Consider the following 22,037-nt stretch of genomic DNA (forward strand, 5'->3'; position numbering starts at 1 on the left):
TCCGCAACGCATGAACTCTCGCCGAACAGGATGAATCAGGGTGCGCCGTAGGGCGCGAGGGTGCACTGTGGGAGCACACCCGAGATGGAGGACTCCATGCCCGCACTCGAGATCGGCACCGCCCTCGACGATCCTTCCGTGACAGCTCACCTCGACCCGAGGCGCTTCAACCGGCACACTTTCTGGTGCGGACAGAGCGGCAGCGGCAAGACGTACGCGCTCGGGGTCGTTCTCGAGCAGCTCCTGCTGCACACCGAGTTGCCGATGTTGATCCTCGATCCGAATGCCGATTTTGTCCGTCTGCAGGAGACGCGGGACGCCGCCGACGATGCAGAGGCCGCCCGTATCGCTGATCTCGATATCCGCGTCTTCCGTTCCGGGCCGGATCGCGAATCACCCCTCCACACTCGGTATGTCGACCTCTCCCCCGCGGCGAAGGCGGCTGTGCTGCAGATGGACCCGATCCGCGACGCCGAGGAGTACAACGTCCTCCTCCATGGGGAAGCCGATGCGCAGGGGTTCGATGCGGCGAAGACCGTGCGGACTCTGCGCTCGAGCGACGAGCCGGCTCGCGTTCATCTGGCGAACCGGATGGAGAACCTTCAGGTGCTCAAGTGGGATCTGTGGTCCCGCGGGACGTCATCCGTGGTCGACGCCATCGACGAGCGGCCGCGGGCCACCGTGCTGGATCTCGGCGGCTTCGATCATCCGGCAGAGCCGAAGGTCGCCGCTCTCGCCGTGCTGGAGCATCTCTGGGCGCGACGAGAGGAGCGCCGCCCGCTGCTCATCGTCATCGATGAGGCCCACAATCTCTGTCCTCCGGATCCTCGGACCGAAGTCGAGCAGGCGCTCAGCCGGCAGCTCGTTCAGATCGCCGCCGAGGGACGGAAGTTCGGACTGTGGCTGCTGCTGTCGACGCAGCGGCCGACGAAGATCCACCCGAACGTGCTCTCTCAGTGCGACAACCTCGGGCTCATGCGGGTGAATGCCCCACGCGACCTCGCCGAGCTCGCCGAGGTCTTCGGGTTCGCCCCTGAAGACGCGATCCGTCGGTCGCAGACGTTCCGCCAGGGCCAGGCGCTCTTCGCCGGTGGGTTCGTCGCCGAGCCGACCTTCGTTCAGATGGGCGCGCGTCTCACCGAGGAAGCAGGAGGAGACGTAGCAGTACCGTTGCGGGGATGAATCGGTTCACCGTGCCGCCCGCAGCATGATGACGCCCGAGCGTGCCGCATTTGGGGCCGGAGAGCGTCAGGGCATAGCATCCGGAATGTGACCGTCGCTCCCGTTGATTCTGATGTCGCGCACGGTGCTGTGCCCGAGATCGAACAGATTCTTCTCGAGAGCAAGACAGCCGTCGGTGCACCGCTGCCTGGTTCCGTGAGCCGAGATCTGCTCATCCGTGAAGCGCGCGACAGCGGGCGCCGGATCGTCGCGATTACTGCGCCGGCCGGATACGGCAAGTCGACGTTGCTCGCTGAGTGGGCCCAGACCGAGAAGCGCGTCGTCTGTTGGGCGACCGTCGATCGCTTCGATGACGACCCGGGAGCGCTGCTGTCGCTTCTCGCGGCGGCGACGCAGCACATCACCGCGGACGGGTCCACCCTGGCCTCGAAGATGCGCGGCACGAAGACGACGCTGCTTGCACGATCCGCGCCTCTGCTGGCGCGCATGTGGCATTCAGCGACGGTCCCCTTCGTCCTCTTCATCGACGACTTCCATCTCGCATCCTCAGCGGACTGCCTCGACGCGTTCATCGTCGCCCTCCAGGGCGTGCCAGAGGGTTCGCAGGTGGTCATAGCGAGCCGTGAGACGCAACCGTACCTCGCCCGCATGCGCGTCGGCGGAACCGTCTTCGATCTCCACGCCGGCGAACTGCGGATGAATCATCAGGAGGTCGAGGAGATCTTCACCCGCAACGGTGGCCCGGTGTCTCGGGAGGTCATCGCGGCGGCCCTCGACCGAAGTGAGGGCTGGCCTGCGGGCGTCTTCCTGTCCGCGCTCACCTCGATGGACGCGCCAGGATCACAGATCACAGGCGACAGCGGCCCGATCGCCGACTACCTCTACCGTGAGTGTCTCGCGGGACTGCGGCCCGAGCTGCAGGACTTCTTGATCGACACCGCGGTTCTCGACGAGATGTCCCCGGAGCTGTGCGACTTCGTGCGCGAGTCGACGACATCGCTCGACATGCTGCACACCACCCAATCGCTCGGGCTGTTCCTGAGCGCGATCGACGGCCGACAGCAGTGGTATCGGTATCACGCGCTGTTCCGGGAGTTCCTCCTGCGAGAAGGGGAGCGGCGCGACCGTCAGCGGGTGCGTGTTCTGCACGTGCGGGCGGCGGATTGGTACGAGGCGCACGGCGTCGCGCGGCAGTCGATCGAGCACCTCATCGAGGCGGGTGAGACCACCCGCGCGGTCAACAGCGCCGCACGCGTCTCGCTCGCGATGTTCCAGCGCGGGGACGCGGCGACGCTCGAGCGTTGGGGAAGCGCTCTCGGGGAAGCCGTCGTGATCTCCTGCCCCCCGCTGGCCGTGATGTCGGCATGGAAGTCGGCGCTGTTCGGAGAGAGCCCCGCAGCCGAGATAAGAGCCGCGGCACTCGAACACGTCGATGCCGCCGTGCTGGAACCCGCCGCACGTGCGCCGTTCGAGGCGGGACGAGCGCTTGTTCGTGCGTCGCTGTGCGCTCATGGCCCGGAGGAGATGCTGCGGGACGCGCTGTTCGCGGCCGAGAATGCTCCTCCCGGCACGCCATGGCACGGGCCGTCACTGTATCTTCGCGGTGAGGCCCGGCTCCTGAACGCGGACCTTCCCGGCGCGGAACGCGACCTCACCGACGCGGTCGATGCGTGCACGATCATGGGCAACACCACCGCACTCCTGTTGAGCCACGCCAATCTCAGCATCCTCGCCGCTGACCGGGGCGATTGGGATGGCGCGGCGAGACATGCGGACACCGGCCTGCGGACTGTCGAAGCAACCCCCTTCGAGGGCTACCCCATGATCGTGCTCGCGCTCGCCGTGGCCGCTCGGGTCGCACACGAGGCGGCTGACGATGCGTCATCGACGCTGCTGTCGCGAGCCATGCGTGCGCGCGTGCAGTCGACGCACACGTTCCCCCACGTCGCGATGCGCGCGCGCCTGCAGCTCGCGCTGGTGTTCCGCGCGCGCGGCGATGAAGCAGCAGCCGTCCAGCTCGCGCGCGAGGCGGTTCTGCTCATGCACAGACGCCCGAAGATGGGTGCACTCGCACGAGAGGTCGAGGACTTCCTGCAGGGCAGCCGCACGCAGACGCCTGTCGCCGCTGCACCGGCAGTGGTGCTCACTCCGGCGGAGATGCGGCTGCTGCCATATCTGCAGACGCACCTCACGCTCGAGGAGATCGGTCGCAGACTCTACCTGTCACGCGCCACCATCAGCTCGCAGGCGTCATCGATCTACCGGAAGCTGGCGGCTGAGCGCCGAGGCGCCGCAGTGGAGGCCGCCAGAGGTCTGGGCCTGCTCTCCTGACGCGTTCTTCGTGATGACCGAGCGGTGATCCTGATGGTGTGAGGACGAGCCGAATGACCCGTCCCCACTCCGGCGTCTCAGGCCGCGGGAACGGTCGCGCCGGCGATGGCCCGCGCCTTGAGAGCCGCGAACTCCTCGGTGCTGATCGTGCCGGCGTCGAGCAGAGCCTTCGCCTTCGCGACCTCGTCTGCAGGGCTGGCGCCCGCGACATCACGGATGTACGCGTCGGTCGCGTCTCGTGCTTCACGCGCCTGGTCGTTGATGCGGTCGGACATGGTGCCGCCCCGAGCGATCAGGTACACGAGAGACGTGAGGAGGGGCACGAACACCAGGAACAGGATCCAGGCGGCCTTCGCCCACCCGTTCAGCGCACGGTCCCGGAACAGGTCCGTGAGAACCATCACCACGGCGATGATCGACGACAGGAACACGAAAGCCCAGAAGAAGAGGACCAGCACATCCCAGAGGGATTCCACAATATTCAAAGCAGTACCTTTCGCCTGCTCGGCTAGGCCGAGCGCTTCGATCCCGGTCGGTATTCGACGGGGGCGCACAGAGCCTATGGGCGCTCGGTCACGCCGTCGACGATTCGGGGCTGATCAGCGGGTGATTTCGTTCATTGTGGATGAGTTCGTCCCTCTCTCCACCGGTCGGCGGCGTCGACGGCCTCGTGGATGGAGTCTCCTACCCTCGCCCGCTCGGGGAAGACCCGGTCCTCTCCGAGACGCTTCAGAGCGCCCGTCGCACGCAATTGGTCGGACACCGTCGAGCTCACTCCGGCGAGCATCAGGATGCCACCGGCGTCGCTCACGCGTGTGGAATACGCTTCGAGCACCTTCAGGAAGGTGCTGCCGATCTCGTCCTTGCCTCGGAGCCTGATGATCACAGCACCGCCGTCGAGCTTCTCCGGGACTTCAGGCAGCTGTCGCTCCATGACCGGTGCGGCTGCGAAGAACAGGCTCCCGTACGGCACCAGAACGCAAGTCCCGCCCTCCGCGAGCACAGCCGGGGGCTTCGTCTCGCGCGGCATGGTCTCGCCCTCGTCGAATTCCCATCTCTTCACCACCACGCGGTTCGACTGGCGGATGACGTAGAGGATCACCGCCAGTCCGACGCCGGACAGAGCCGCGTACTGCAACGGCACCACCAACGTGAGCAGGAACGTCACCCCGAGAACGGTCGCCTGCACCGGGCCGGTGCGCCACACCAGCATGATCTGGTGCAGCCTGAAGGTCCGGACGCCCACAAGGATCAGCAGCCCCGCCAACGACGCCATCGCGACGTGCTCGAACACAGGACCAGCGGCGAGGATGGCGACGGCCATGACGACCGCCGCACTCAGATTGGCCAGAGCAGATCGCGCACCAGCGGTGCGGACGAGTGCAGTGGCCGACATGGAACCGCCGACCGGCATCCCCTGGAACAGACCCACCGCGAGGTTCGCTATCCCCTGGCCGCGGAAGTCCGCCGATGCGTCCGCGAATCTGCCGTTCGGATTGGGAATCGAGCCGCTGATCGCCGCGCCTTGCACCAGCCCCACGAGCGCAAGAGAACAGGCGGGCACGATGAGGACGGGAATCATCGACAGGTCGGGCAGCTCGATCCCGGGGAGACCCCGCGGAACGTCGGTCAGGGCCCCGATGGTCTGCACTGAACCGGGGATGAGCACGTTGAGTATCCATGCCGCGGCGGATCCCAGGCACACTGCGGCGACCATCCCGAGGGTCCCCATCCTGGTGCGCTCAAGTGACAGGATCAGCACCACGGTGAGAACCGTGACGAGCACGGTCGGCAGGCTCCAATGCAGGATGTGCAGCACCGCGTCTACCGCACGCAGGACGCGGTTATCGCCCTCCGCGACACGGCCGGTGGCGTTGTCGAGCTGTCCGAGGATGATGTTCACGGCCACCGCGTTCATGAAGCCGACGAGAACTGCGGTCGGGATGAAACGGACCAGCGTGCCGAGCCTCGCCAGCCCGAGCACCAGCATCACAGCGCCGGCCAGGAGCACGAGAGTGGCGAGCCCGCGCGTGGAGAGCCCGAACGGCAGCCCGGCATCGACATCGGACACGACGACCGCCATGGCACCCGTCGCTTGGACGGACATGAAAACCGACCCCGTCGTGAGTGCCCCGGCGAAGGTGCCGAACATGTACGCATACAGTCCGTGGAGCGGATTCAGCCCCGCGAGGATGCCCGCAGCCAGCCCGTCAGGCACGCTCTCGACGCCGAGGACGACCCCGGCCTTAAGGTCGGAGCGCATCGTGCGACGATCTCCGAAACGACTGAGGTAGCGATGCAGAACCAGTCGGGCATCTCGTCTGTTCAGACCCATGTCTGGATCGCCTTCTGGATCTGAGAGAAGGCGACGATCGCCAGGAAGCAGGCGCTCACGACGCCGTTGTTCTTCACGATCCACCCGCGCAGCGCCTGCAGCGGCGCTTCCGCGCCCGCGCCCTTCACGACGAGCAGCACCACTGGCGCCGCCATGGGGATGATGCACAGCAGGCAGAAGACCACGAGGACCACCGCCGCACTCGATTCATCGAGGGTGGCGTCCTGGATGTCCAGCGCCGCGGCGATGGCGCATGACACATTGATCGGATTCAACGCGAAGATGCCGATCCCGAGGAACAGGGAGCGCCCCGGGGTGAAGCGGGACACCGCCTGCAGCCAGCCGGGAAGCTGCGGTGCGGCATCAGCGATCTCTTCGGGCGTCGCGGCGTTCGCCATCGCCGCGAGGCTCGCACGCGCACGGCGATACGTCCACACAGCTCCGGCAGCGAGGAGCACGCCGAGGATCAGCCGGACTACGCCGAACAGCGGTGCGGCCTCGACGCTGTCGGCCTGGCGCGCTTCTCCTGCCAGGAGATACACCCCGATCACCACCACGGCGACGGCGATGATCCAGCCGACGAGGAAGCCCGCTCCGTTACCCCGTGCGCGGGCGGACAGGAGTGTCGCTATCAGCGCCATGATCGCGAGCGGACTGGCGACGATGCCGAAGAGCGTCGGCACGAGTTCCCAGGCGAGAGCGATCATGAGGCACCCCTCTTCGATCTCCCCACCCACGCGGCGGCTTCGCGATTCGTCGCGAACTCCTGGATCCCGTCCAACAGCTCGAATCGATCGAACCGCTCTCTCAGCGGCGGCCGAAGACGGGTCAGGACCACGGCGATCCCGCGCTGGCGAAGAGCGAGGAGCAGACGGCGGAGGTCATCCGCACCGGTGACGTCGATGTCGCTGATGCCCTGGGCATCGAGGATGAGCGCTGTCGTGTCCTCGTCCGCGGACTCGACGATGCGCGTCACCCGCTCGGAGATCGCCGCCGCGTTCGCGAAGAAGATCGGGCCGGAGAGCCGGACGACGAGTGGTTCGCCGTACGGAGGGTTGTCGATCACCTCGGTGTACGTGACGGCAGGCCCTGGCCCGAGGACGTCGATCTGCGGAGCCGCCGCCCGCCGGGCGAGGTTGACCAATGACAGTACGAACGCGACGGCGAGACCCTGCAGCGGGCCGAGTACGAGCACCCCGAGGAGGCAGAGAATGCCGATGGCGAACTCGTACGGCGATGTGCGGGCCAGTTTCCTGAACTCACGTGCCCCGAGGAGATTGATCACCGCGACGGCGACGACCGCGCCGATGACCGGCGAGGGAATCTGCGCCAGGACGTCGGTGCCGAAGACGAGGAGCGCCACAGCACCGCCGGCCATGATGACGCTCGGCAACTGGGTCCGCGATCCCAGTTGATCCGTGGCTGCGGTGCGTGATGTCGACGAGCCGACGGCGAAGGACATGGACAGTCCGGCTGCGACGTTCGCAGCCCCGAACGCGAGGAGATCCTGGTCGGCGCTGGTCCGGTAGCCGCGCTGTTCTCCATACGAGCGCGACAACAGCACGCCCTCCGCCATCGTGACGAGCGCCAGCGCCAGCGCCGATGGGATCAGCGAGAGCCATTGCCCGAGACCGAGAGTGGGAAACGCGAACTGAGGCGGCCCGGCCTCGACGATTCCGAGGACCGCGACGCCCACTTGCTGCAGATCGAACACGGCGGTGATCACGGTTGCGATGACGAGCACCATCAGAGCCCACGGCGCCTTCGGAAGCACTCGCCGTCCGAGCAGGAGGACGAGGAGCGCGCCTGCGCTGAGGAGAACGGACGGGATGGACGCCTCGGGCACACGCGTGACCAGGTCGGCGAGTTCCCGGAAGAAGCCGGCGCTTTCATGGGCCGGCGTTCCCAGCATCTTGCGCACCTGGCTCACGAGCACTTCGAGGGCGAGACCTGCGATGAACCCGATGAGGATGGGCTTGGAGAGGAAGTTCGCGAGAAAGCCCCACCGCAGCACCGAGGCGATCGCGAGTGCCAACCCGCACAGGATCGCCTGGGCCGCTGCCATGTCAGCGAAGTCGTCCTGCCCGACGCCCAATCCCACGAGCGAGGAGAAGACGAGCGCCGCCGCTGCCGCATCCGGAGACGCCACCACCTGACGCGACGACACCAGGGCGACGTACACGAGAGTGGGCACGACGAGGGCGTAGAGCCCGGCCGTGACGGGGAGCCCGGCGATCTGCGCGTAGCCGATGTTCAACGGCACCGCGATCGCGAGGAGCGTGAGTCCGACGACGGATTCACGGAGGAGGTTCCCACGATGAAGGCCCTGCAATGGCCGCTGCATACCGCGCTCCTGTCCGGCGCGCGAGTGCGAACCCCGTCCATACTCGCGCGCAGCACGCGGGAGATGCGGAGTCCGTGGCTGATTTCATGCGTAACGCATGAGCCGACTGATCCCGCGCCCCGGAGTGCGAGCCGCGCGCGTCGCTGTGAAGCCTCGACTGCTAGGTGGGCCCTGCCGGGATCGAACCGACGACATCCACGGTGTAAACGTGGCGCTCTACCAGCTGAGCTAAAGGCCCTGGTGCGTTCAGTCTATCCATGTCGCGGATGCGCGACGGAGTCTGTTAAGAGGGCTAGGCTGAATGCGGCGCGCGTTGTGCCGAGCCGACAAGGCTCCCCGCGTCGCTTCCCGTTTCCTTGGCAAGACCTGCCAGCTTGACGAAAGGCTCCTTGTGACCGTCCACGACCAGGATCCGTACTCCCAGGGCCCCCTCGACAGCGATCCGGAGGAGACCGGCGAGTGGCAGCAGTCACTTGACGGGCTGGTCGATTCCAAGGGTCACGGCCGCGGCCGCGAGATCATGCTCAGCATGCTCAAGCGGTCGAAGGAGCTCCACCTCAACGTGCCGATGGTTCCGACCACCGACTACATCAACACGATCGCGTCGGAGAACGAACCGGACTTCCCCGGCGACGAAGAACTCGAGCGCCGCTACCGTCACTGGATCCGCTGGAACGCGGCGATCACGGTGCACCGCGCCCAGCGCCCAGGCATCGGCGTCGGCGGGCACATCTCGACCTACGCGTCGGCGGCCTCGCTCTACGAGGTCGGCCACAACCACTTCTTCCGCGGTCAGGACGACTCGTCCGGCGGCGACCAGATCTTCTACCAGGGCCACGCCTCCCCCGGCATGTACGCCCGCGCATTCCTCGAAGGACGCCTGAGCGAGGCACAGCTCGACGCGTTCCGCCAGGAGAAGTCCGGCGCGCCCAACGGCATCCCGTCGTACCCGCACCCGCGCATGATGCGCGACTTCTGGCAGTTCCCGACCGTCTCGATGGGGCTCGGCCCGATCAACGCGGTGTACCAGGCCATGGCCAACAAGTACCTCGAGAACCGCGGCATCAAGAGCGTCGCCGACTCCCACGTGTGGGCGTTCCTCGGCGACGGAGAGATGGACGAGGTCGAATCGCGCGGTCAGCTGCAGGTCGCCGCCAACGAGGGCCTCGACAACCTCACCTTCGTGATCAACTGCAACCTGCAGCGTCTCGACGGCCCGGTGCGCGGCAACGGCAAGATCATCCAGGAGCTCGAGTCGTACTTCCGCGGCGCCGGCTGGAACGTCATCAAGGTCGTCTGGGGACGCGAGTGGGACGACCTGCTCGCCCGCGACACCGAGGGCGCGCTCCTCAACCTGATGAACGTCACCCCCGACGGCGACTACCAGACCTACAAGGCCGAGAACGGCGCCTTCGTGCGCGAGAACTTCTTCGGTCGCGATGAGCGCACCGCCGCTCTGGTCAAGGACTACACCGACGACCAGATCTGGAAGCTGCGCCGCGGTGGCCACGACTACCGCAAGGTGTACGCGGCGTACAAGGCCGCGATGGAGCACAAGGGCCAGCCGACGGTGATCCTCGCGAAGACGGTCAAGGGCTACGGCCTCGGCCCGCACTTCGAGGGGCGCAACGCGACGCACCAGATGAAGAAGATGACGCTGGAGGACCTCAAGCTCTTCCGCGACACCATGCAGATCCCGATCACGGATGCGCAACTCGAGGAGAACCCGTACCAGCCGCCGTACTTCCACCCCGGCGCGCAGGACGAGACGATCCAGTACATGCTGGATCGCCGTCGTGACCTCGGCGGCTTCCTGCCCGAGCGTCGCACCACCCACGTCGGTCTCACCCTCCCCGAGGACAAGGACTACGCGTTCCCGAAGAAGGGCTCTGGCAACCAAGAGGTCGCCACGACGATGGCGTTCGTCCGCATGCTGAAGGACCTCATGAAGGTCAAGGGCTTCGGTGAGCGTGTCGTGCCGATCATCCCCGACGAGGCGCGGACCTTCGGAATGGACGCGTACTTCCCGACCGCGAAGATCTACAACCCGAACGGCCAGAATTACACGGCCGTCGACCGCGAACTGCTCCTCGCCTACAAGGAGAGCCCGCAGGGCCAGATCATGCACGTCGGCATCAACGAGGCCGGTGCCACGGCGGCGTTCACCGCCACCGGCACGGCGTACTCGACGCACGGCGAACCGCTCATCCCGATCTACATCTTCTACTCGATGTTCGGCTACCAGCGCACCGGAGACGCGTTCTGGGCCGCAGCCGACCAGATGGCCCGCGGCTTCGTGATCGGTGCGACCGCCGGTCGCACCACGCTGACAGGTGAGGGCACGCAGCACGCTGACGGGCACTCCCCGCTGCTCGCGTCGACCAACCCTGCCACGATCACCTACGACCCGGCGTACGGCTACGAGGTCGCGCACATCGTGCAGGCGGGCATCGAGCGCATGTACGGCGGATCGCACCCCGACCCCGACGTGATGTACTACCTCACGGTCTACAACGAGCCGTTCAAGCAGCCGGCCGAACCGGAGAACGTCGACGTCGAGGGCATCCTCAAGGGCCTGCACCGGGTCTCCGAGGGCCAGGGCGACGGCCCCCGCGTCCAGCTGCTCGCCTCCGGCGTCGGCGTGCCGTGGGCTCTCGAGGCACAGGAACTGCTCGCGAAGGACTGGGGCGTGGTCGCCGATGTGTGGTCCGTCACCAGCTGGACGGAGCTGCGCCGCGACGGCCTCGCCGCCGACGAGCACAATTTCCTCCACCCCGAGGAGGAGCCGCAGGTCGCGTACATCACGCAGAAGCTGCAGGGTGCCGAGGGTCCGTTCGTCGCGACCAGCGATTTCATGCACGCGGTGCAGGACCAGATCCGCCAGTGGGTTCCGGGCGACTACTACACGCTCGGCGCCGACGGCTTCGGCTTCGCTGACACCCGTGCGGCGGCCCGTCGATTCTTCAAGATCGACGGTCCCTCCATGGTGGTCCGTGCGCTCCAGGGTCTCGCAGACAAGGGGCAGGTCGAGCGCTCGGTGATCGCTCAGGCGATCTCCAAGTACGACCTGCACAACGTCAACGCCGGCACGAGCGGAAACGCCGGCGGCGAGAGCTGAGCGCCGTGTGACCGGATCGTCTCCCGCTTCGATGGACAAGGCAACGAAACTCGCCTGGCTGCGCCGCATATCCGGCGATCTCGCCACCGCGACGATCCAGCGCCTTGAGGACACGTTGCCCTGGTACGCCGACATGCCACCAGCTCGCCGCTCCGCGGTCGGGCTGGTGGCCCAGGCGGGCATCACCTCGTTCATCCAGTGGTTCGACGATCCGACCTCCACTCCGTGGATCGCGGCCGACATCTTCGCCGCCGCTCCCCGCGAGCTGCTGCGAAGCGTCAGCCTCACCCAGACCCTCCAGCTCATCCGCGTGACCGTCGAGGTCACGGAGGAGCGGGTCGCGGGCAAGGGCGAGGATCTGCGCGAGGCCATCCTGCTGTACTCCCGCGAGGTCGCGTTCGCCGCGGCCGACGTCTATGCACGCGCCGCCGAAGCACGCGGCCTCTGGGATGCACGACTCGAAGCGCTCGTGGTCGATTCCATCCTGACCGGCGAGGCGGACGAAGAACTGCCCAGCCGCATCGCGGCTCTCGGCTGGCACGGCCATGGCGAGGTGTGCGTACTGGTGGGCACGACGCCTCCGCAGTTCGATGTCGACCACGTGCGCCGCACCGCCCGCAAGCTCTCGGTCGACGTCCTCATCGGCGTTCAGGGCTCGCGCCTCGTGCTGGTGCTGGGCCGCGCACGCGTAGTCGGGCGCGAGGACGTCGCGGACGAGCTCGCCTTCGAAGACATCGCCGCGCGTCTGGAGCCTTCATTCGGCCCGGGCTATGTCGTGCTCGGCCCTCCGGTCGCGGCTCTCGTCGACGCGGGTCAGAGTGCGCGCGCCGCTCTCGCCGGTTTCGCCGTCGCGCGGGCATGGCGAACGGCCCCCCGCCCCGTCGAGGCCGATGACCTGCTGCCGGAGCGCGCACTCGCCGGTGATCCTCTGGCGAAGCAGACGCTCATCGAACGCATCTACCGCCCTCTGCAGGCGCACTCGACCGATCTGGTCACGACGCTGTGGAGCTACCTCGACAACGGCCGCTCGCTCGAGGCCACGGCGCGCGAGCTTTTCGTGCACCCGAACACTGTGCGCTATCGCCTCAAGCGCGTGAGCGAGGTCATCGGTTGGGATGCCACGGGTCCCCGCGAGGCCCTGATCCTGCAGACGGCGCTGATCATCGGCTCGATCGGCGCCACGGATCCCGTGCGTCGACGCCCGGCCAACCGCCGCACACGCTGACCCCGCGCCCGAACGCTGTACGCCACACACAAGGGAATCTCGGAATCTTGTGAGGGTTCATCCACCGTTCTGGCGCGAACGTTGGCAGACTGAGTAGGTGATTGTCGCCTGCTGCCCTGGACAGGGCTCACAGACCCCCGGTTTCCTCACCCCATGGCTCGAGTTGGACGGCGTCGCCGACACCCTCGCGGCGTACTCCGAGGCCGCCGAAGTCGATCTCATCCTCCACGGCACGGAGTCGGACGCCGACACGATCCGTGACACGCGCATCGCGCAGCCGCTCATCGTGGCGGCGTCGTTGATCGCAGCGAAAGCACTGGTCGACCGCGCCGGTCGTGTTCCTGACGGCGTCGCCGGTCACTCGGTCGGCGAGCTCGCGGCTCTGGTGGGCTCCGCGGTCATTTCTGCAGAGCAGGCCATGCGCCTGGTCGGCGTGCGCGGACGCGCGATGGCGGATGCCGCGGCACAGACTCCGACGGGGATGAGCGCGGTGATCGGCGGAGACGAGCAGGCAGTGCTCGATCGCCTCGCAGAACTCGAACTCTCCCCCGCCAACTACAACGGCGGCGGTCAGATCGTCGTCGCCGGAGCCCTCCCTGCACTGGCGCGCCTCGCCGAGGAGCCGGTGAAGGGCACCAGGGTCATCCCGCTGCAGGTCGCCGGTGCCTTCCACACCTCGTACATGGCGTCCGCCGTCGAGACGCTGCGCGACGCTGTCGGCGAGGTCGTCCCGAGCGATCCCCGGATCACGCTCTGGACCAACAGCGACGGCACGATCGTCACGTCGGGCGCAACGGCGCTCGACCTGATCGTCAACCAGGTCTCTGCACCGGTGCGGTGGGACCTCTGCATGGCCTCCTTCGCCGACAACGGCATCACCGGCCTCATCGAGCTCGCTCCGGCGGGCGCGCTCACCGGTCTCGCCAAGCGCGGCCTCCGCGGCACGCCCACCGTAGCCGTCAAGACACCAGAAGACCTCGATGCAGCGGCTGAGCTGCTGAACGGAGCAGCCGCATGACCGCCACCCTGAAGCAGGCCACCGGCCCGCAGTACACCCGGATCCTGTCGTTCGGCGCCGCACGCGGAGAGAACGCCGTACCGAACGAGGACCTCATCGGTCCCATCGATTCCAGTGACGAGTGGATCCGCCAGCGCACCGGCATCATCACCCGTGCGCGCGCCGTCAAGGAGACCGACGCGATCGACCTCGCCGCCATCGCGGCAGCGGAGGCGATCGAGAAGTCAGGTGTCGCAGCATCCGAGGTCGACCTCGTGATCGTCGCCACCATCAGCAATCCGAAGCAGTCGCCCTCGGTGTCGGCGATCGTCGCCGACCGGGTCGGCGCGAACCCGGCCGCCGCATACGACGTCAACGCCGCGTGCGCCGGCTACGCGTACGCCATCGCACAGGCCGACGCGCTGATCCGCGCCGGCGCCGCGCACTACGCGCTCGTGATCGGCGCCGAGAAGCTCTCGGATGTCGTCGACCCCGCAGATCGCAGCATCTCGTTCCTGCTCGGCGACGGCGCTGGTGCGGCGCTGATCGGCCCCAGCGAGACACCGGGCATCGCACCGGCTGTCTGGGGCTCAGACGGCTCGAAAGCGGATGCGGTGGGCATGAACGGCACGCTCACCCAGTTCCGCGACGGCGAGGTGCCGTGGCCGACCCTCCGTCAGGAGGGGCAGACCGTGTTCCGCTGGGCTGTCTGGGAGATGGCCAAGGTCGCGCGTGAGGCCCTCGAGGTCGCAGGCGTCGAAGCGGCGGACATCGCCGCTTTCATCCCGCACCAGGCCAACATGCGCATCATCGACGAGTTCGCGAAGCAGCTGAAGCTTCCGGAGACCACAGTCATCGCACGCGACATCGAGACCACCGGCAACACCTCGGCGGCCTCGATCCCTCTCGCGAGCCATCGACTGATGGCCGAGCACCCCGAACTGTCGGGTGGGCTCGCCCTGCAGATCGGCTTCGGTGCCGGTCTGGTGTTCGCCGCGCAGGTCGTCGTCCTCCCCTGATCCCGCCCGGCGACCTCCTAAACTGTTCATCGGTTCCGAATACAACCCGCAAGAAAGAGGAAAACCACATGGCTTTCACCAACGATGAGGTCCTCGCCGGCCTCTCAGAGCTGATCACCGACGAGACCGGCATCGACGGCTCAGAGGTCGCGCTCGAGAAGTCCTTCACGGACGACCTCGACATCGACTCGATCTCGATGATGACGATCGTCGTCAACGCCGAGGAGAAGTTCGGCGTCACCATCCCCGACGACGAGGTCAAGAACCTCAAGACCGTCGGAGACGCCGTCAACTTCATCGTCGCCGGCCAGGCGTAAGACCTGACGGATGCCACCCTCGCGTCCCGCGGGGCGTGGCATCCTCTGCCTTCCCTCTCCAGAGACCGCTCTCGTCCCCTTCGACAGGAACCACACCCAATGACCAAGCGCATCGTCGTCACCGGTATCGGCGCCACTTCCGCCATCGGCGGCACGGCTCCGGAGAACTGGACCAATCTGCTGGCCGGTATGTCCGGGGGCCGTACCCTCGAGCACGAGTGGGTCGAAGAACTTCAGCTCCCCGTCACGTTCGCCGCTGAGGCGATGGTGCGTCCGGAAGAGGTGCTCGCACGTCCGGTCGCCAAGCGCCTCGACCCTTCGTCGCAGTTCGCGCTGATCGCGGCGATGGAGGCCTGGGAGGACGCGGGCTCTCCCGACGTCGATCCCGAACGGCTCGGCGTCGACTTCGCCACCGGAATCGGCGGCGTGTGGACGCTGCTGGACGCCTGGGACACGCTTCGCGAGAAGGGCCCCCGTCGCGTCATGCCGATGACGGTCCCCATGCTGATGCCGAACTCGGCAGCCGGCAACCTCTCCCTCCACTTCACTGCACGCGCCTTCGCGCGCACCGTCGCTTCCGCCTGCGCGTCCAGCACGGAGTCGCTGGTCAACGCCTACGAGCACCTGCAGTCCGGTCTGGCCGATGTCGTGATCGCCGGTGGCACGGAGTCGGCCATCCATCCGATCACGATCGCGTCATTCGCGTCGATGCAGGCGCTGTCGCGTCGCAACGACGACCCCGCCACCGCCTCCCGCCCGTACTCGGAAGACCGCGACGGCTTCGTGATGGGTGAAGGAGCCGCCGTCCTCATCCTCGAGACGGAAGAGCACGCCAAGGCGCGCGGTGCCAAGATCTACGCCGAGCTCGTCGGCGGCGGCGTCACGGCAGACGCGTACCACATCACCGCCAACGCACCCGAGGGCGCAGCGCGCGCGGTCACGCTGGCGCTCGAGACCGCCGGTCGCACACCCGACGAGATCACACACGTCAACGCCCACGCCACGTCGACCCCGGTCGGCGACCCCAACGAGTACGCCGCACTGAAGAGCGTCATCGGCGACCGCGTGCACGACATCCCCGTATCGGCGACGAAGGCATCCACCGGTCACCTGCTCGGCGGCACCGGAGCACTCGAGGCGATCTTCACGATCCTCGCGATCCAGAACCGCGTCGCTCCCCCGACCATCAACCTCACCACGCAGGACCCGGAGATCCCGTTGCGCGTGTCCGGGGATGCGCAGCCCCTCGGCGACGGTCCGCAGCTCGCGATCAGCAACTCGTTCGGCTTCGGCGGACACAACGCCGTCGCCGCGTTCGCGTCCTACGAGGACTGATGAGCGATCCCGCGTCTCTGGCCGCGTTCTGGGCCGAGGCGCGCACGGCTCATCCTGAGCTGCCGACCCGGCTCCCCGTCGCGGGGGCGTTCGGGGCGACGCCCGCGCACGCCGACGGGCTGTTGGAGCTGGTGCTGGCCGGTACGAAGACGGGCACCGCCTCGTCCCTGTGGGACTACGAGGCCAGCGGAGATCCGATTCCCGAGCACGGCGAGCTGAGCATCATCCTCGACGGCGCCGGTGAACCGCGGGCGGTCATCGAGACGGTCGACGTGCACACCGTGCCCTTCGACCAGGTCACCGCGGAGCATGCGCACGCCGAAGGCGAGGGCGACCGCACGCTCGCGCATTGGCGCGAGGTCCACGAGCGGTACTGGCGCATGCATTCGGAGAACCCTCGTGGCTTCGAGGCGGACATGCCGGTCGTCTGCGAACGCTTCCGCCTGATGCACCCGAGCTGAATCGGGCGCATGACGAAGGCCTCGTCTCCGACCCTGTCGGAGCGAGGCCTTCGTCGTGCGGGGGGCGGGATTCGCGTTCTCGGAGTCCGGGATGATTCACCGGCATCCGCTACTGACGCCTCCTGCGCCCCGGGTCTGCGGGTCGGCCTCAGCCGACCTTGTGAAGCCAGACGACCGTGGCATCGTCGCTGGCGTGGCGGAACGGCTCGAGCTCGTCGTCCCAGGCGGATCCGAGCGCGACGTCGAGCTCGCGCTGCAGTTCGAGAGCACTCCCTGCCGCGATCTCCATGGCGTAGCGGATGCGGTCCTCGCCGATGACGATGTTGCCTGCCGCGTCCGTCTGCGCGTAGTGGATGCCGAGGTCGGGCGTGTGCAGCCAGCGTCCTCCGTCGCTGCGCGGCGTCGGGTCCTCGGTCACCTCGAAGCGCAGGTGCTCCCAGCCGCGGATCGCGGTCGCGAGCGCAGCGCCGGTGCCGACGGGGCCGTCCCAGTAGAACTCGGCACGACGAGATCCTTCGAGTACAGGCTGTTCAGCCCACTCGAAGTTCACCGCACGACCGATAGCGCGTCCGACCGCCCATTCCAGGTGCGGGCAAAGCGCGCGAGGCGCGGAGTGGATGTACACCACTCCGCGTGCGTAAGCCGTCGCCATGATCTCTCCGTTTCTTCAGGTGCGTCTTCCCCAACGACCTGAGCCAACGAAGTGTGGCGAGAATATGCGGTTATACGCCGATTATCGCCCAGACAGGCGGAAATCACAAGCGTGTGATTATGAAGACAGCCCCGGCCTGCCGGCCGGGGCTGTCTTCGAACAGCGATGTGCGGGTTACGCCTCGCTCATCGCCTGCTTGACCTGCTGGCCCTTGGCTGCGTAGTAAGCGGCGCGCGCAGCATCCTTGCGTGCCTGCTCGGCATAGCCTGCCTCGAGAACGTCCTGAGGGACCTCGAAGTTCTCGACCTGGTCGGTGCCGTGGTACTTCTCGATGTAGGCATCCAGCTCAGGACCCGACGTCCACGAGGTGATGAGGTTGTAACGGGGCTCCGACCCGACGTGCGTCGCGGCGTGCCACAGACGCTGCGTGTCGATGATCAGCTGCGCGCCGGCCGGAAGCGCGATGCGCACCTCACCGGCCGGATCCGTGCGGTTCTCGCGCAGGACGAAGAAGCTGTCCTTGTCGTCGGTGAGGTTGAAGAAGCCTCGGACGACCCATCCGGTTCCATCGGGGTTGAGACGATTGTTGTCGTCCTGGTGGAGGTTGTAGAGGCAGTCGCCGTACGGGGTCGGCTGCAACTCGATCACACGGCAGCGACCGACGTTCGCGCCAGGCTCCTGCGCGCGACGCGTCAGGTTGGGGGCCTTCGCGACCTGCGAGTCGATCCACACGCCGTCCTTGTCGGTGCGCGGCGGCTTGTGGTTCCAGAAGCCGTTGCACTCGATGTCGCCGAACGCACTCGCGAGCGGCGCGAAGCGGGTGTCACCCGACGACTTCCAGTCGTTGTACTCGATGTCCAGCCACTCTTTGGGATCGAGGTCCTGGTTGTAGCTGTCGAGGACGACGAAGCCCTTTTCCTCGAGCGCAGCGGATTTGATGTATCCCATGATCTAGGTCATGTCCTTTCATCGGGGGCCAGCACGTTTTAACAGGCCCTGATAAGGCAAGCCTAACAGCGCCTCCCTCGACGCCAGCGTGGCCCGGCGCCCGCGATTCGTCGGCGGCTAGACTCGTTGTCGGCGCAGCGCGGGATTGCGCCGTCGTGAGGAGCAAGAGCGAACAACATGGCAACCGCCACGAATGTCGAAGCGACCGCCGTCAACACGATCGAGTGGCTTTCCGCGCCGGGGACGACGATCGTCGTGCCGGTGTATCAACGGCAGTACCGCTGGGACATCGGCGGATGTGAACGCCTGCTCTCCGACATCCGTGCCGTCGCCCGCGAAGGTGAGACGAACCGTCACTTCATCGGCTCCATCCTCTCCGCGCAGGACGCCTCCGACATCGATCTGATCCTCATCGACGGACAGCAGCGCATCACGACCCTGATGCTGCTGGTCGCCGCTCTTCACCATGCGGTCCGCGATTCCGAGCCTGCGATGGCGGCGGAGCTCGAGCGGGTTCTCGTGCGCGCGGAGGACCGGTCGCGCACCAAGCTGCGCCCCCATCACGCGTGGGCCGAGCTGTACGAATCCGTGGTTCTCGACCAGCGGGAGGATGCCGATCGCGAGTCGCGCTTCGACGACAACTACGCGTTCTTCCGCAGCCAGGTGCACGCCGACGAGGCGCCGCTCATCTGGCGCGGGCTGCAGAGGCTCGAGCACGTGTCGATCACGCTGGGGCCTTCCGCAAACGCGCAGCAGATCTTCGAGAGTCTGAATTCCACCGGAGAACCGCTGCGGGATCATGAACTGATCCACAACTACATCCTGATGGGACTCACCCACGCCGAGCAGCTCGACGTCGAAGAGCGCTACTGGCTGCCGATCGAGCGTCACACAGGCGAGACGATCGGCGCGTTCTGGCGTCACTACCTCGTGATGACCACCGGTCGCGAGGTCGCGGCAGGCGGCGAGCACGGCGTGTACAGCGCGTTCCGGCACTCCTTCCCTCGCGTGGACGTGGAACGTCTGCAGGCGGATGCCGACATCTGGCGGCACTACGCCGAGATCTACGGCCTGCTGCTGGACCCGTCGACTGAAGAGGATGCCGAGATCCGCAGGCAGCTCGAGTACATCAACACGTTCGGCCGTGCGGCATACCCCCTCGCGATGAGCGCCTACAGCGATCACGCACGTGGCCTCATCCCCCGCCGGGAACTGATCGAGACGCTCGAATGGATCCAGGCCCTCTACCTGCGCAGGGCCCTGGTCGGCCTGCCCGCGGAGCGGTTGATCGCCAGGCTCTGCCGCGCACGCGCCGAGGGGCGTGACGCGCTGATGCGCGCGTTCGCCCGGATCACACCTTCGGACGAACGCGTCAGCGCCGTGCTGAAGTACGCCGAACTCCCCCACGCCGCCTACGTGCTCGCGCGGCTCGAAGAGGTGGAGGACACGGCGGACTACGACGTCGAGCACATCGTGCCGCTCGTGCCCAGCGACTCCTGGTCGGGCGACGGGACGAGGCCCTGGATCGACTACACGGAGGACGAGCGCAACAGCCACCGCGCGCTCGCGCCGACGCTGGGCAACCTCACGCTGTTGGAGCAGGGCCTCACGGAGCGTGTGTTCGGCGCCTCCTACGACGACAAACGGCGTGATGCATACGCGCGCAGCGCGGTCGCGGAGACCCGCGCGCTCGTCGAGACCGAATCGTGGGGTACCGCAGCCATCTCGCAGCGCACGGTGCGGCTCACGGAGCGGCTGGTGCGCATCTGGGCGCGTCCCGCGCTCCCCGAGATCGATGACGACGCCCTGACACCCGTGCTCGACGCCGTACGGCGGCGCGGGTGGCCGGCGGGCTGGGACCGTGAGTTCGATTACGTCGAGTACCGGGGAGAGCACTGGGAGGTCAAGGACGTCCGCGCGCTCTTCAACCGGGTGTTCCGGCGCGCGTGGACGGACGCGCGGCCGGCGGCGCTCTCGTACAGCAGACGGCATGGCGGCCCCATATACGACGAGATGGCCTGGAAGGGTCATTGGGACGCCCTGGATGAGGAGAACTTCCTCTACATGGGCTGGGACTCGAATTACATGATGAGCGCCCTTCAGGGCGTTCTGGAGGAATCGGGTATCGCCGCCGAGGTGTTCGTGAAATACTCCTACATCGGGAATGTGATGTGATGCGACAGAAGACTCATACCGACGCGCCGGCCGCGCCGAAGGCAGCCGATCCGGTCGACCAGGCGTTCGAGGACATTTCACTCGGGTGGGACGCCGACGTCCCCCTGGAATGCGAATGCGACCACGGCGATGACGAGGCCTACGCGGCCTGCGGTCGCCGTGCCAAGTGGCGTGTGACGATCGACTGCACGTGCGGCGAGAACCATCCGCGCACGGTGGAGCTACTGTGCACGAAGTGTCTGCGCACGGCACGCAAGGACCTGGGCAACGAGGCCATCACCGCACGCCCGTTGTGATCACCGTCTGAGAGTAGGGCGGGTGGGACTTGAACCCACGAATCGTCGGGTTATGAGCCCGCTGCCTTAACCAACTTGGCCACCGCCCCGCAGGGTTAATAGCCTAGCGGTGCCGCCCGGTCTCAGAGCGACGTGGCCTCCCGATGCGTCTGCAGGTGCGAGTGATAGATCTCGGCGTTCGCGATGAGGCCTGCGCGCTCCTCCGCGCTGAGCTCACGGCGGACCTTGGCAGGAACCCCTGCGACCAGCGAGCCGTCGGGGATCTCGGTGCCCCCGAGGATGACGGCGCCGCCTGCTATCAGGCAGCCTTTTCCGATCACCGCACCGCTGAGGATCACGGAGCCCATCCCGATCAGCGATCCGTCGCCGATCGTGCAGCCGTGGACGACGGCGTTGTGACCGATCGAGACGTTCTCCCCGATCACGACGGGATGGCCGCTGTCGACGTGCACCGAGACGTTGTCCTGCACGTTGCTGCCTGCGCCGACGGTGATCCCGTCCGAGTCGGCACGCAGCACCGCGTTGTACCAGACGCTCGCACCCGGTTCGAGAGTGACCGCGCCGATGAGCCGCGCTCCGTCGGCGACGAAGGTGTCATCCGCGATGTGCGGAATCTTGTTCTGAAGGGCCAGGACGGATGCTGTCGACGAGATGCTCATGAGGCGAGACTATCCTCACTTCCGCGTGTTTCCGCGGAAGTGAGCCGAGCCTCAGCTTGCTTGCGGAATGTTTCAGGCTGAGTAGCGTTATCTGCATAAGGTTCGAATTCGCCGTTCTGGAGGAAGAAAAATGAGCAAGGCACAGACCATCTCCACCACCGCCAGTGACCCGACGGTCGCCGCGGCCGCGGCGCAGTTCCTCTCCCCCGTCGTCCTCGGGCTGCAGGCTCTGACGATCAACGGCAAGCAGGCTCACTGGCATGTCCGTGGCGCCAACTTCATCGGTGTCCACGAGCTGCTCGACTCCGTCGTCGCGAACGCCGGCGCATTCGCCGACACCGCAGCGGAGCGCATCGTCGCTCTCGGTCTCCCGATCGACGCGCGACTCAGCGCGGTCGCCTCGAAGGCCGGCACATCCGCCGTTCCGGCAGGCTTCACGCAGTCGGCTGACCTGATCCGCCACATCGTCGCGGACATCGATGCGATCCTCGTCGACACGAAGGCCGCCATCGACGGCCTCGATGAGATCGACCTCACGAGCCAGGACGTCGCGATCGAGATCATGCGCGGCCTCGAGAAGGACCGCTGGTTCCTCGTCGCTCACGTCGCTGAGTGACAGACACCGCATACGCAGAAGGGCACC

Annotated in this window: 19 protein-coding genes and 2 tRNA genes; 12 read left to right on the plus strand and 9 right to left on the minus strand. The window is 67.0% G+C overall.

Features of this window, described 5'->3' with window-relative positions; genetic code table 11:
* Window positions 1–96: 96 nt before the first annotated feature.
* Together ACNPNP_RS08915 and ACNPNP_RS08920 are read left to right on the plus strand one after the other, a co-directional pair.
* Entirely contained in the window at window positions 97–1,182 is a 1,086-nt protein-coding gene (locus tag ACNPNP_RS08915) for an ATP-binding protein (protein WP_448965676.1), read from the plus strand.
* Window positions 1,183–1,269: 87 nt separating this feature from the next.
* The gene (locus tag ACNPNP_RS08920; RefSeq protein WP_448965677.1) at window positions 1,270–3,513 is read left to right on the plus strand and encodes a winged helix-turn-helix domain-containing protein; all 2,244 of its coding nucleotides are present in this window, start codon (window positions 1,270–1,272) and stop codon (window positions 3,511–3,513) included.
* A 77-nt stretch (window positions 3,514–3,590) separates the two neighbouring features.
* On the opposite strand, the gene ACNPNP_RS08925 is transcribed toward ACNPNP_RS08920, so the two are convergent.
* From ACNPNP_RS08925 to ACNPNP_RS08945, 5 genes are all read right to left on the minus strand, one after another.
* Complete coding sequence (locus tag ACNPNP_RS08925; RefSeq protein WP_448966155.1) at window positions 3,591–3,989, minus strand: SHOCT domain-containing protein; 399 nt, start codon at window positions 3,987–3,989, stop codon at window positions 3,591–3,593.
* A gap of 140 nt (window positions 3,990–4,129) precedes the next feature.
* Window positions 4,130–5,776 (minus strand): SulP family inorganic anion transporter, encoded by a 1,647-nt coding sequence (locus ACNPNP_RS08930; RefSeq protein ID WP_448965678.1) that lies wholly within the window; start codon window positions 5,774–5,776, stop codon window positions 4,130–4,132.
* Between the two features lie 62 nt (window positions 5,777–5,838).
* Complete coding sequence (locus tag ACNPNP_RS08935) at window positions 5,839–6,555, minus strand: GAP family protein (RefSeq protein ID WP_448965679.1); 717 nt, start codon at window positions 6,553–6,555, stop codon at window positions 5,839–5,841.
* Complete coding sequence (locus ACNPNP_RS08940; RefSeq protein ID WP_448965680.1) at window positions 6,552–8,192, minus strand: SulP family inorganic anion transporter; 1,641 nt, start codon at window positions 8,190–8,192, stop codon at window positions 6,552–6,554. Before ACNPNP_RS08940 ends, ACNPNP_RS08935 begins: the two co-directional genes overlap by 4 nt.
* Before the next feature lie 165 nt (window positions 8,193–8,357).
* Window positions 8,358–8,430: transfer RNA gene (locus ACNPNP_RS08945), tRNA-Val, on the minus strand.
* A gap of 153 nt (window positions 8,431–8,583) precedes the next feature.
* On the opposite strand from ACNPNP_RS08945, the gene aceE reads away from it, so the two are divergent.
* The 7 genes from aceE to ACNPNP_RS08980 all read left to right on the plus strand — a co-directional run bounded on the left by aceE (window position 8,584) and on the right by ACNPNP_RS08980 (window position 16,664).
* The gene (aceE, locus tag ACNPNP_RS08950; RefSeq protein ID WP_448965681.1) at window positions 8,584–11,310 is read left to right on the plus strand and encodes a pyruvate dehydrogenase (acetyl-transferring), homodimeric type; all 2,727 of its coding nucleotides are present in this window, start codon (window positions 8,584–8,586) and stop codon (window positions 11,308–11,310) included.
* 31 nt (window positions 11,311–11,341) lie between these two features.
* Complete coding sequence (locus ACNPNP_RS08955) at window positions 11,342–12,535, plus strand: PucR family transcriptional regulator (protein WP_448965682.1); 1,194 nt, start codon at window positions 11,342–11,344, stop codon at window positions 12,533–12,535.
* Between the two features lie 97 nt (window positions 12,536–12,632).
* Complete coding sequence (locus ACNPNP_RS08960) at window positions 12,633–13,553, plus strand: ACP S-malonyltransferase (protein ID WP_448965683.1); 921 nt, start codon at window positions 12,633–12,635, stop codon at window positions 13,551–13,553.
* Complete coding sequence (locus tag ACNPNP_RS08965) at window positions 13,550–14,551, plus strand: beta-ketoacyl-ACP synthase III (protein WP_448965684.1); 1,002 nt, start codon at window positions 13,550–13,552, stop codon at window positions 14,549–14,551. Before ACNPNP_RS08960 ends, ACNPNP_RS08965 begins: the two co-directional genes overlap by 4 nt.
* A 68-nt stretch (window positions 14,552–14,619) precedes the next feature.
* The gene (locus ACNPNP_RS08970; RefSeq protein WP_259062007.1) at window positions 14,620–14,868 is read left to right on the plus strand and encodes an acyl carrier protein; all 249 of its coding nucleotides are present in this window, start codon (window positions 14,620–14,622) and stop codon (window positions 14,866–14,868) included.
* 99 nt (window positions 14,869–14,967) lie between these two features.
* A complete protein-coding gene (locus tag ACNPNP_RS08975) occupies window positions 14,968–16,203 on the plus strand; it encodes a beta-ketoacyl-[acyl-carrier-protein] synthase family protein (RefSeq protein ID WP_448965685.1) in 1,236 nt (411 codons plus the stop codon).
* Entirely contained in the window at window positions 16,203–16,664 is a 462-nt protein-coding gene (locus tag ACNPNP_RS08980; RefSeq protein ID WP_448965686.1) for an ASCH domain-containing protein, read from the plus strand. The genes ACNPNP_RS08975 and ACNPNP_RS08980 overlap by 1 nt, the downstream gene beginning before the upstream one ends.
* Before the next feature lie 148 nt (window positions 16,665–16,812).
* Here ACNPNP_RS08980 and ACNPNP_RS08985 read toward each other — a convergent pair whose 3' ends face one another.
* Both ACNPNP_RS08985 and ACNPNP_RS08990 read right to left on the minus strand, forming a co-directional pair.
* On the minus strand, window positions 16,813–17,316 hold the full coding sequence (locus ACNPNP_RS08985) for a DUF3145 domain-containing protein (protein ID WP_448965687.1): 504 nt from the start codon (window positions 17,314–17,316) through the stop codon (window positions 16,813–16,815).
* Window positions 17,317–17,490: 174 nt separating this feature from the next.
* Window positions 17,491–18,264, minus strand: coding sequence for a hypothetical protein (locus tag ACNPNP_RS08990; protein WP_448965688.1), 774 nt, complete (start codon window positions 18,262–18,264; stop codon window positions 17,491–17,493).
* A 177-nt stretch (window positions 18,265–18,441) separates the two neighbouring features.
* Between ACNPNP_RS08990 and ACNPNP_RS08995 the strand changes: the two genes are divergently transcribed.
* The gene (locus ACNPNP_RS08995) at window positions 18,442–20,439 is read left to right on the plus strand and encodes a DUF262 domain-containing protein (protein ID WP_448965689.1); all 1,998 of its coding nucleotides are present in this window, start codon (window positions 18,442–18,444) and stop codon (window positions 20,437–20,439) included.
* Window positions 20,439–20,735 carry a hypothetical protein gene (locus ACNPNP_RS09000; RefSeq protein ID WP_448965690.1) on the plus strand — a complete coding sequence of 99 codons (297 nt, stop codon included), beginning with the start codon at window positions 20,439–20,441 and terminating at the stop codon, window positions 20,733–20,735. Before ACNPNP_RS08995 ends, ACNPNP_RS09000 begins: the two co-directional genes overlap by 1 nt.
* A gap of 14 nt (window positions 20,736–20,749) precedes the next feature.
* Here the strand turns inward: ACNPNP_RS09000 and ACNPNP_RS09005 are convergent.
* Both ACNPNP_RS09005 and ACNPNP_RS09010 read right to left on the minus strand, forming a co-directional pair.
* A tRNA-Ile gene (locus tag ACNPNP_RS09005) sits at window positions 20,750–20,824 on the minus strand.
* A gap of 33 nt (window positions 20,825–20,857) precedes the next feature.
* A complete protein-coding gene (locus ACNPNP_RS09010; RefSeq protein WP_448965691.1) occupies window positions 20,858–21,394 on the minus strand; it encodes a gamma carbonic anhydrase family protein in 537 nt (178 codons plus the stop codon).
* Window positions 21,395–21,524: 130 nt separating this feature from the next.
* Here ACNPNP_RS09010 and ACNPNP_RS09015 point away from each other — a divergent pair, with 130 nt between their 5' ends.
* Window positions 21,525–22,010: a Dps family protein gene (locus ACNPNP_RS09015; protein WP_448965692.1), complete on the plus strand. Its 486-nt coding sequence runs from the start codon at window positions 21,525–21,527 to the stop codon at window positions 22,008–22,010.
* Window positions 22,011–22,037 lie beyond the last annotated feature (27 nt).

It is taken from the genome of Microbacterium xerophyticum (assembly GCF_053543555.1).

Bases quoted from the DNA above. Each gene is read 5' to 3' on its own strand.
- ACNPNP_RS08915 (WP_448965676.1), top strand. From the start codon at position 97: ATGCCCGCACTCGAGATCGGCACCGCCCTCGACGATCCTTCCGTGACA.
- ACNPNP_RS08930 (WP_448965678.1), bottom strand. From the start codon at position 5,776: ATGCGCTCCGACCTTAAGGCCGGGGTCGTCCTCGGCGTCGAGAGCGTG.
- ACNPNP_RS08935 (WP_448965679.1), bottom strand. From the start codon at position 6,555: ATGATCGCTCTCGCCTGGGAACTCGTGCCGACGCTCTTCGGCATCGTC.
- ACNPNP_RS08940 (WP_448965680.1), bottom strand. From the start codon at position 8,192: ATGCAGCGGCCATTGCAGGGCCTTCATCGTGGGAACCTCCTCCGTGAA.
- ACNPNP_RS08955 (WP_448965682.1), top strand. From the start codon at position 11,342: ATGGACAAGGCAACGAAACTCGCCTGGCTGCGCCGCATATCCGGCGAT.
- ACNPNP_RS08965 (WP_448965684.1), top strand. From the start codon at position 13,550: ATGACCGCCACCCTGAAGCAGGCCACCGGCCCGCAGTACACCCGGATC.
- ACNPNP_RS08970 (WP_259062007.1), top strand. From the start codon at position 14,620: ATGGCTTTCACCAACGATGAGGTCCTCGCCGGCCTCTCAGAGCTGATC.
- ACNPNP_RS08975 (WP_448965685.1), top strand. From the start codon at position 14,968: ATGACCAAGCGCATCGTCGTCACCGGTATCGGCGCCACTTCCGCCATC.
- ACNPNP_RS08980 (WP_448965686.1), top strand. From the start codon at position 16,203: ATGAGCGATCCCGCGTCTCTGGCCGCGTTCTGGGCCGAGGCGCGCACG.
- ACNPNP_RS08985 (WP_448965687.1), bottom strand. From the start codon at position 17,316: ATGGCGACGGCTTACGCACGCGGAGTGGTGTACATCCACTCCGCGCCT.
- ACNPNP_RS08990 (WP_448965688.1), bottom strand. From the start codon at position 18,264: ATGGGATACATCAAATCCGCTGCGCTCGAGGAAAAGGGCTTCGTCGTC.
- ACNPNP_RS08995 (WP_448965689.1), top strand. From the start codon at position 18,442: ATGGCAACCGCCACGAATGTCGAAGCGACCGCCGTCAACACGATCGAG.
- ACNPNP_RS09000 (WP_448965690.1), top strand. From the start codon at position 20,439: ATGCGACAGAAGACTCATACCGACGCGCCGGCCGCGCCGAAGGCAGCC.
- ACNPNP_RS09010 (WP_448965691.1), bottom strand. From the start codon at position 21,394: ATGAGCATCTCGTCGACAGCATCCGTCCTGGCCCTTCAGAACAAGATT.
- ACNPNP_RS09015 (WP_448965692.1), top strand. From the start codon at position 21,525: ATGAGCAAGGCACAGACCATCTCCACCACCGCCAGTGACCCGACGGTC.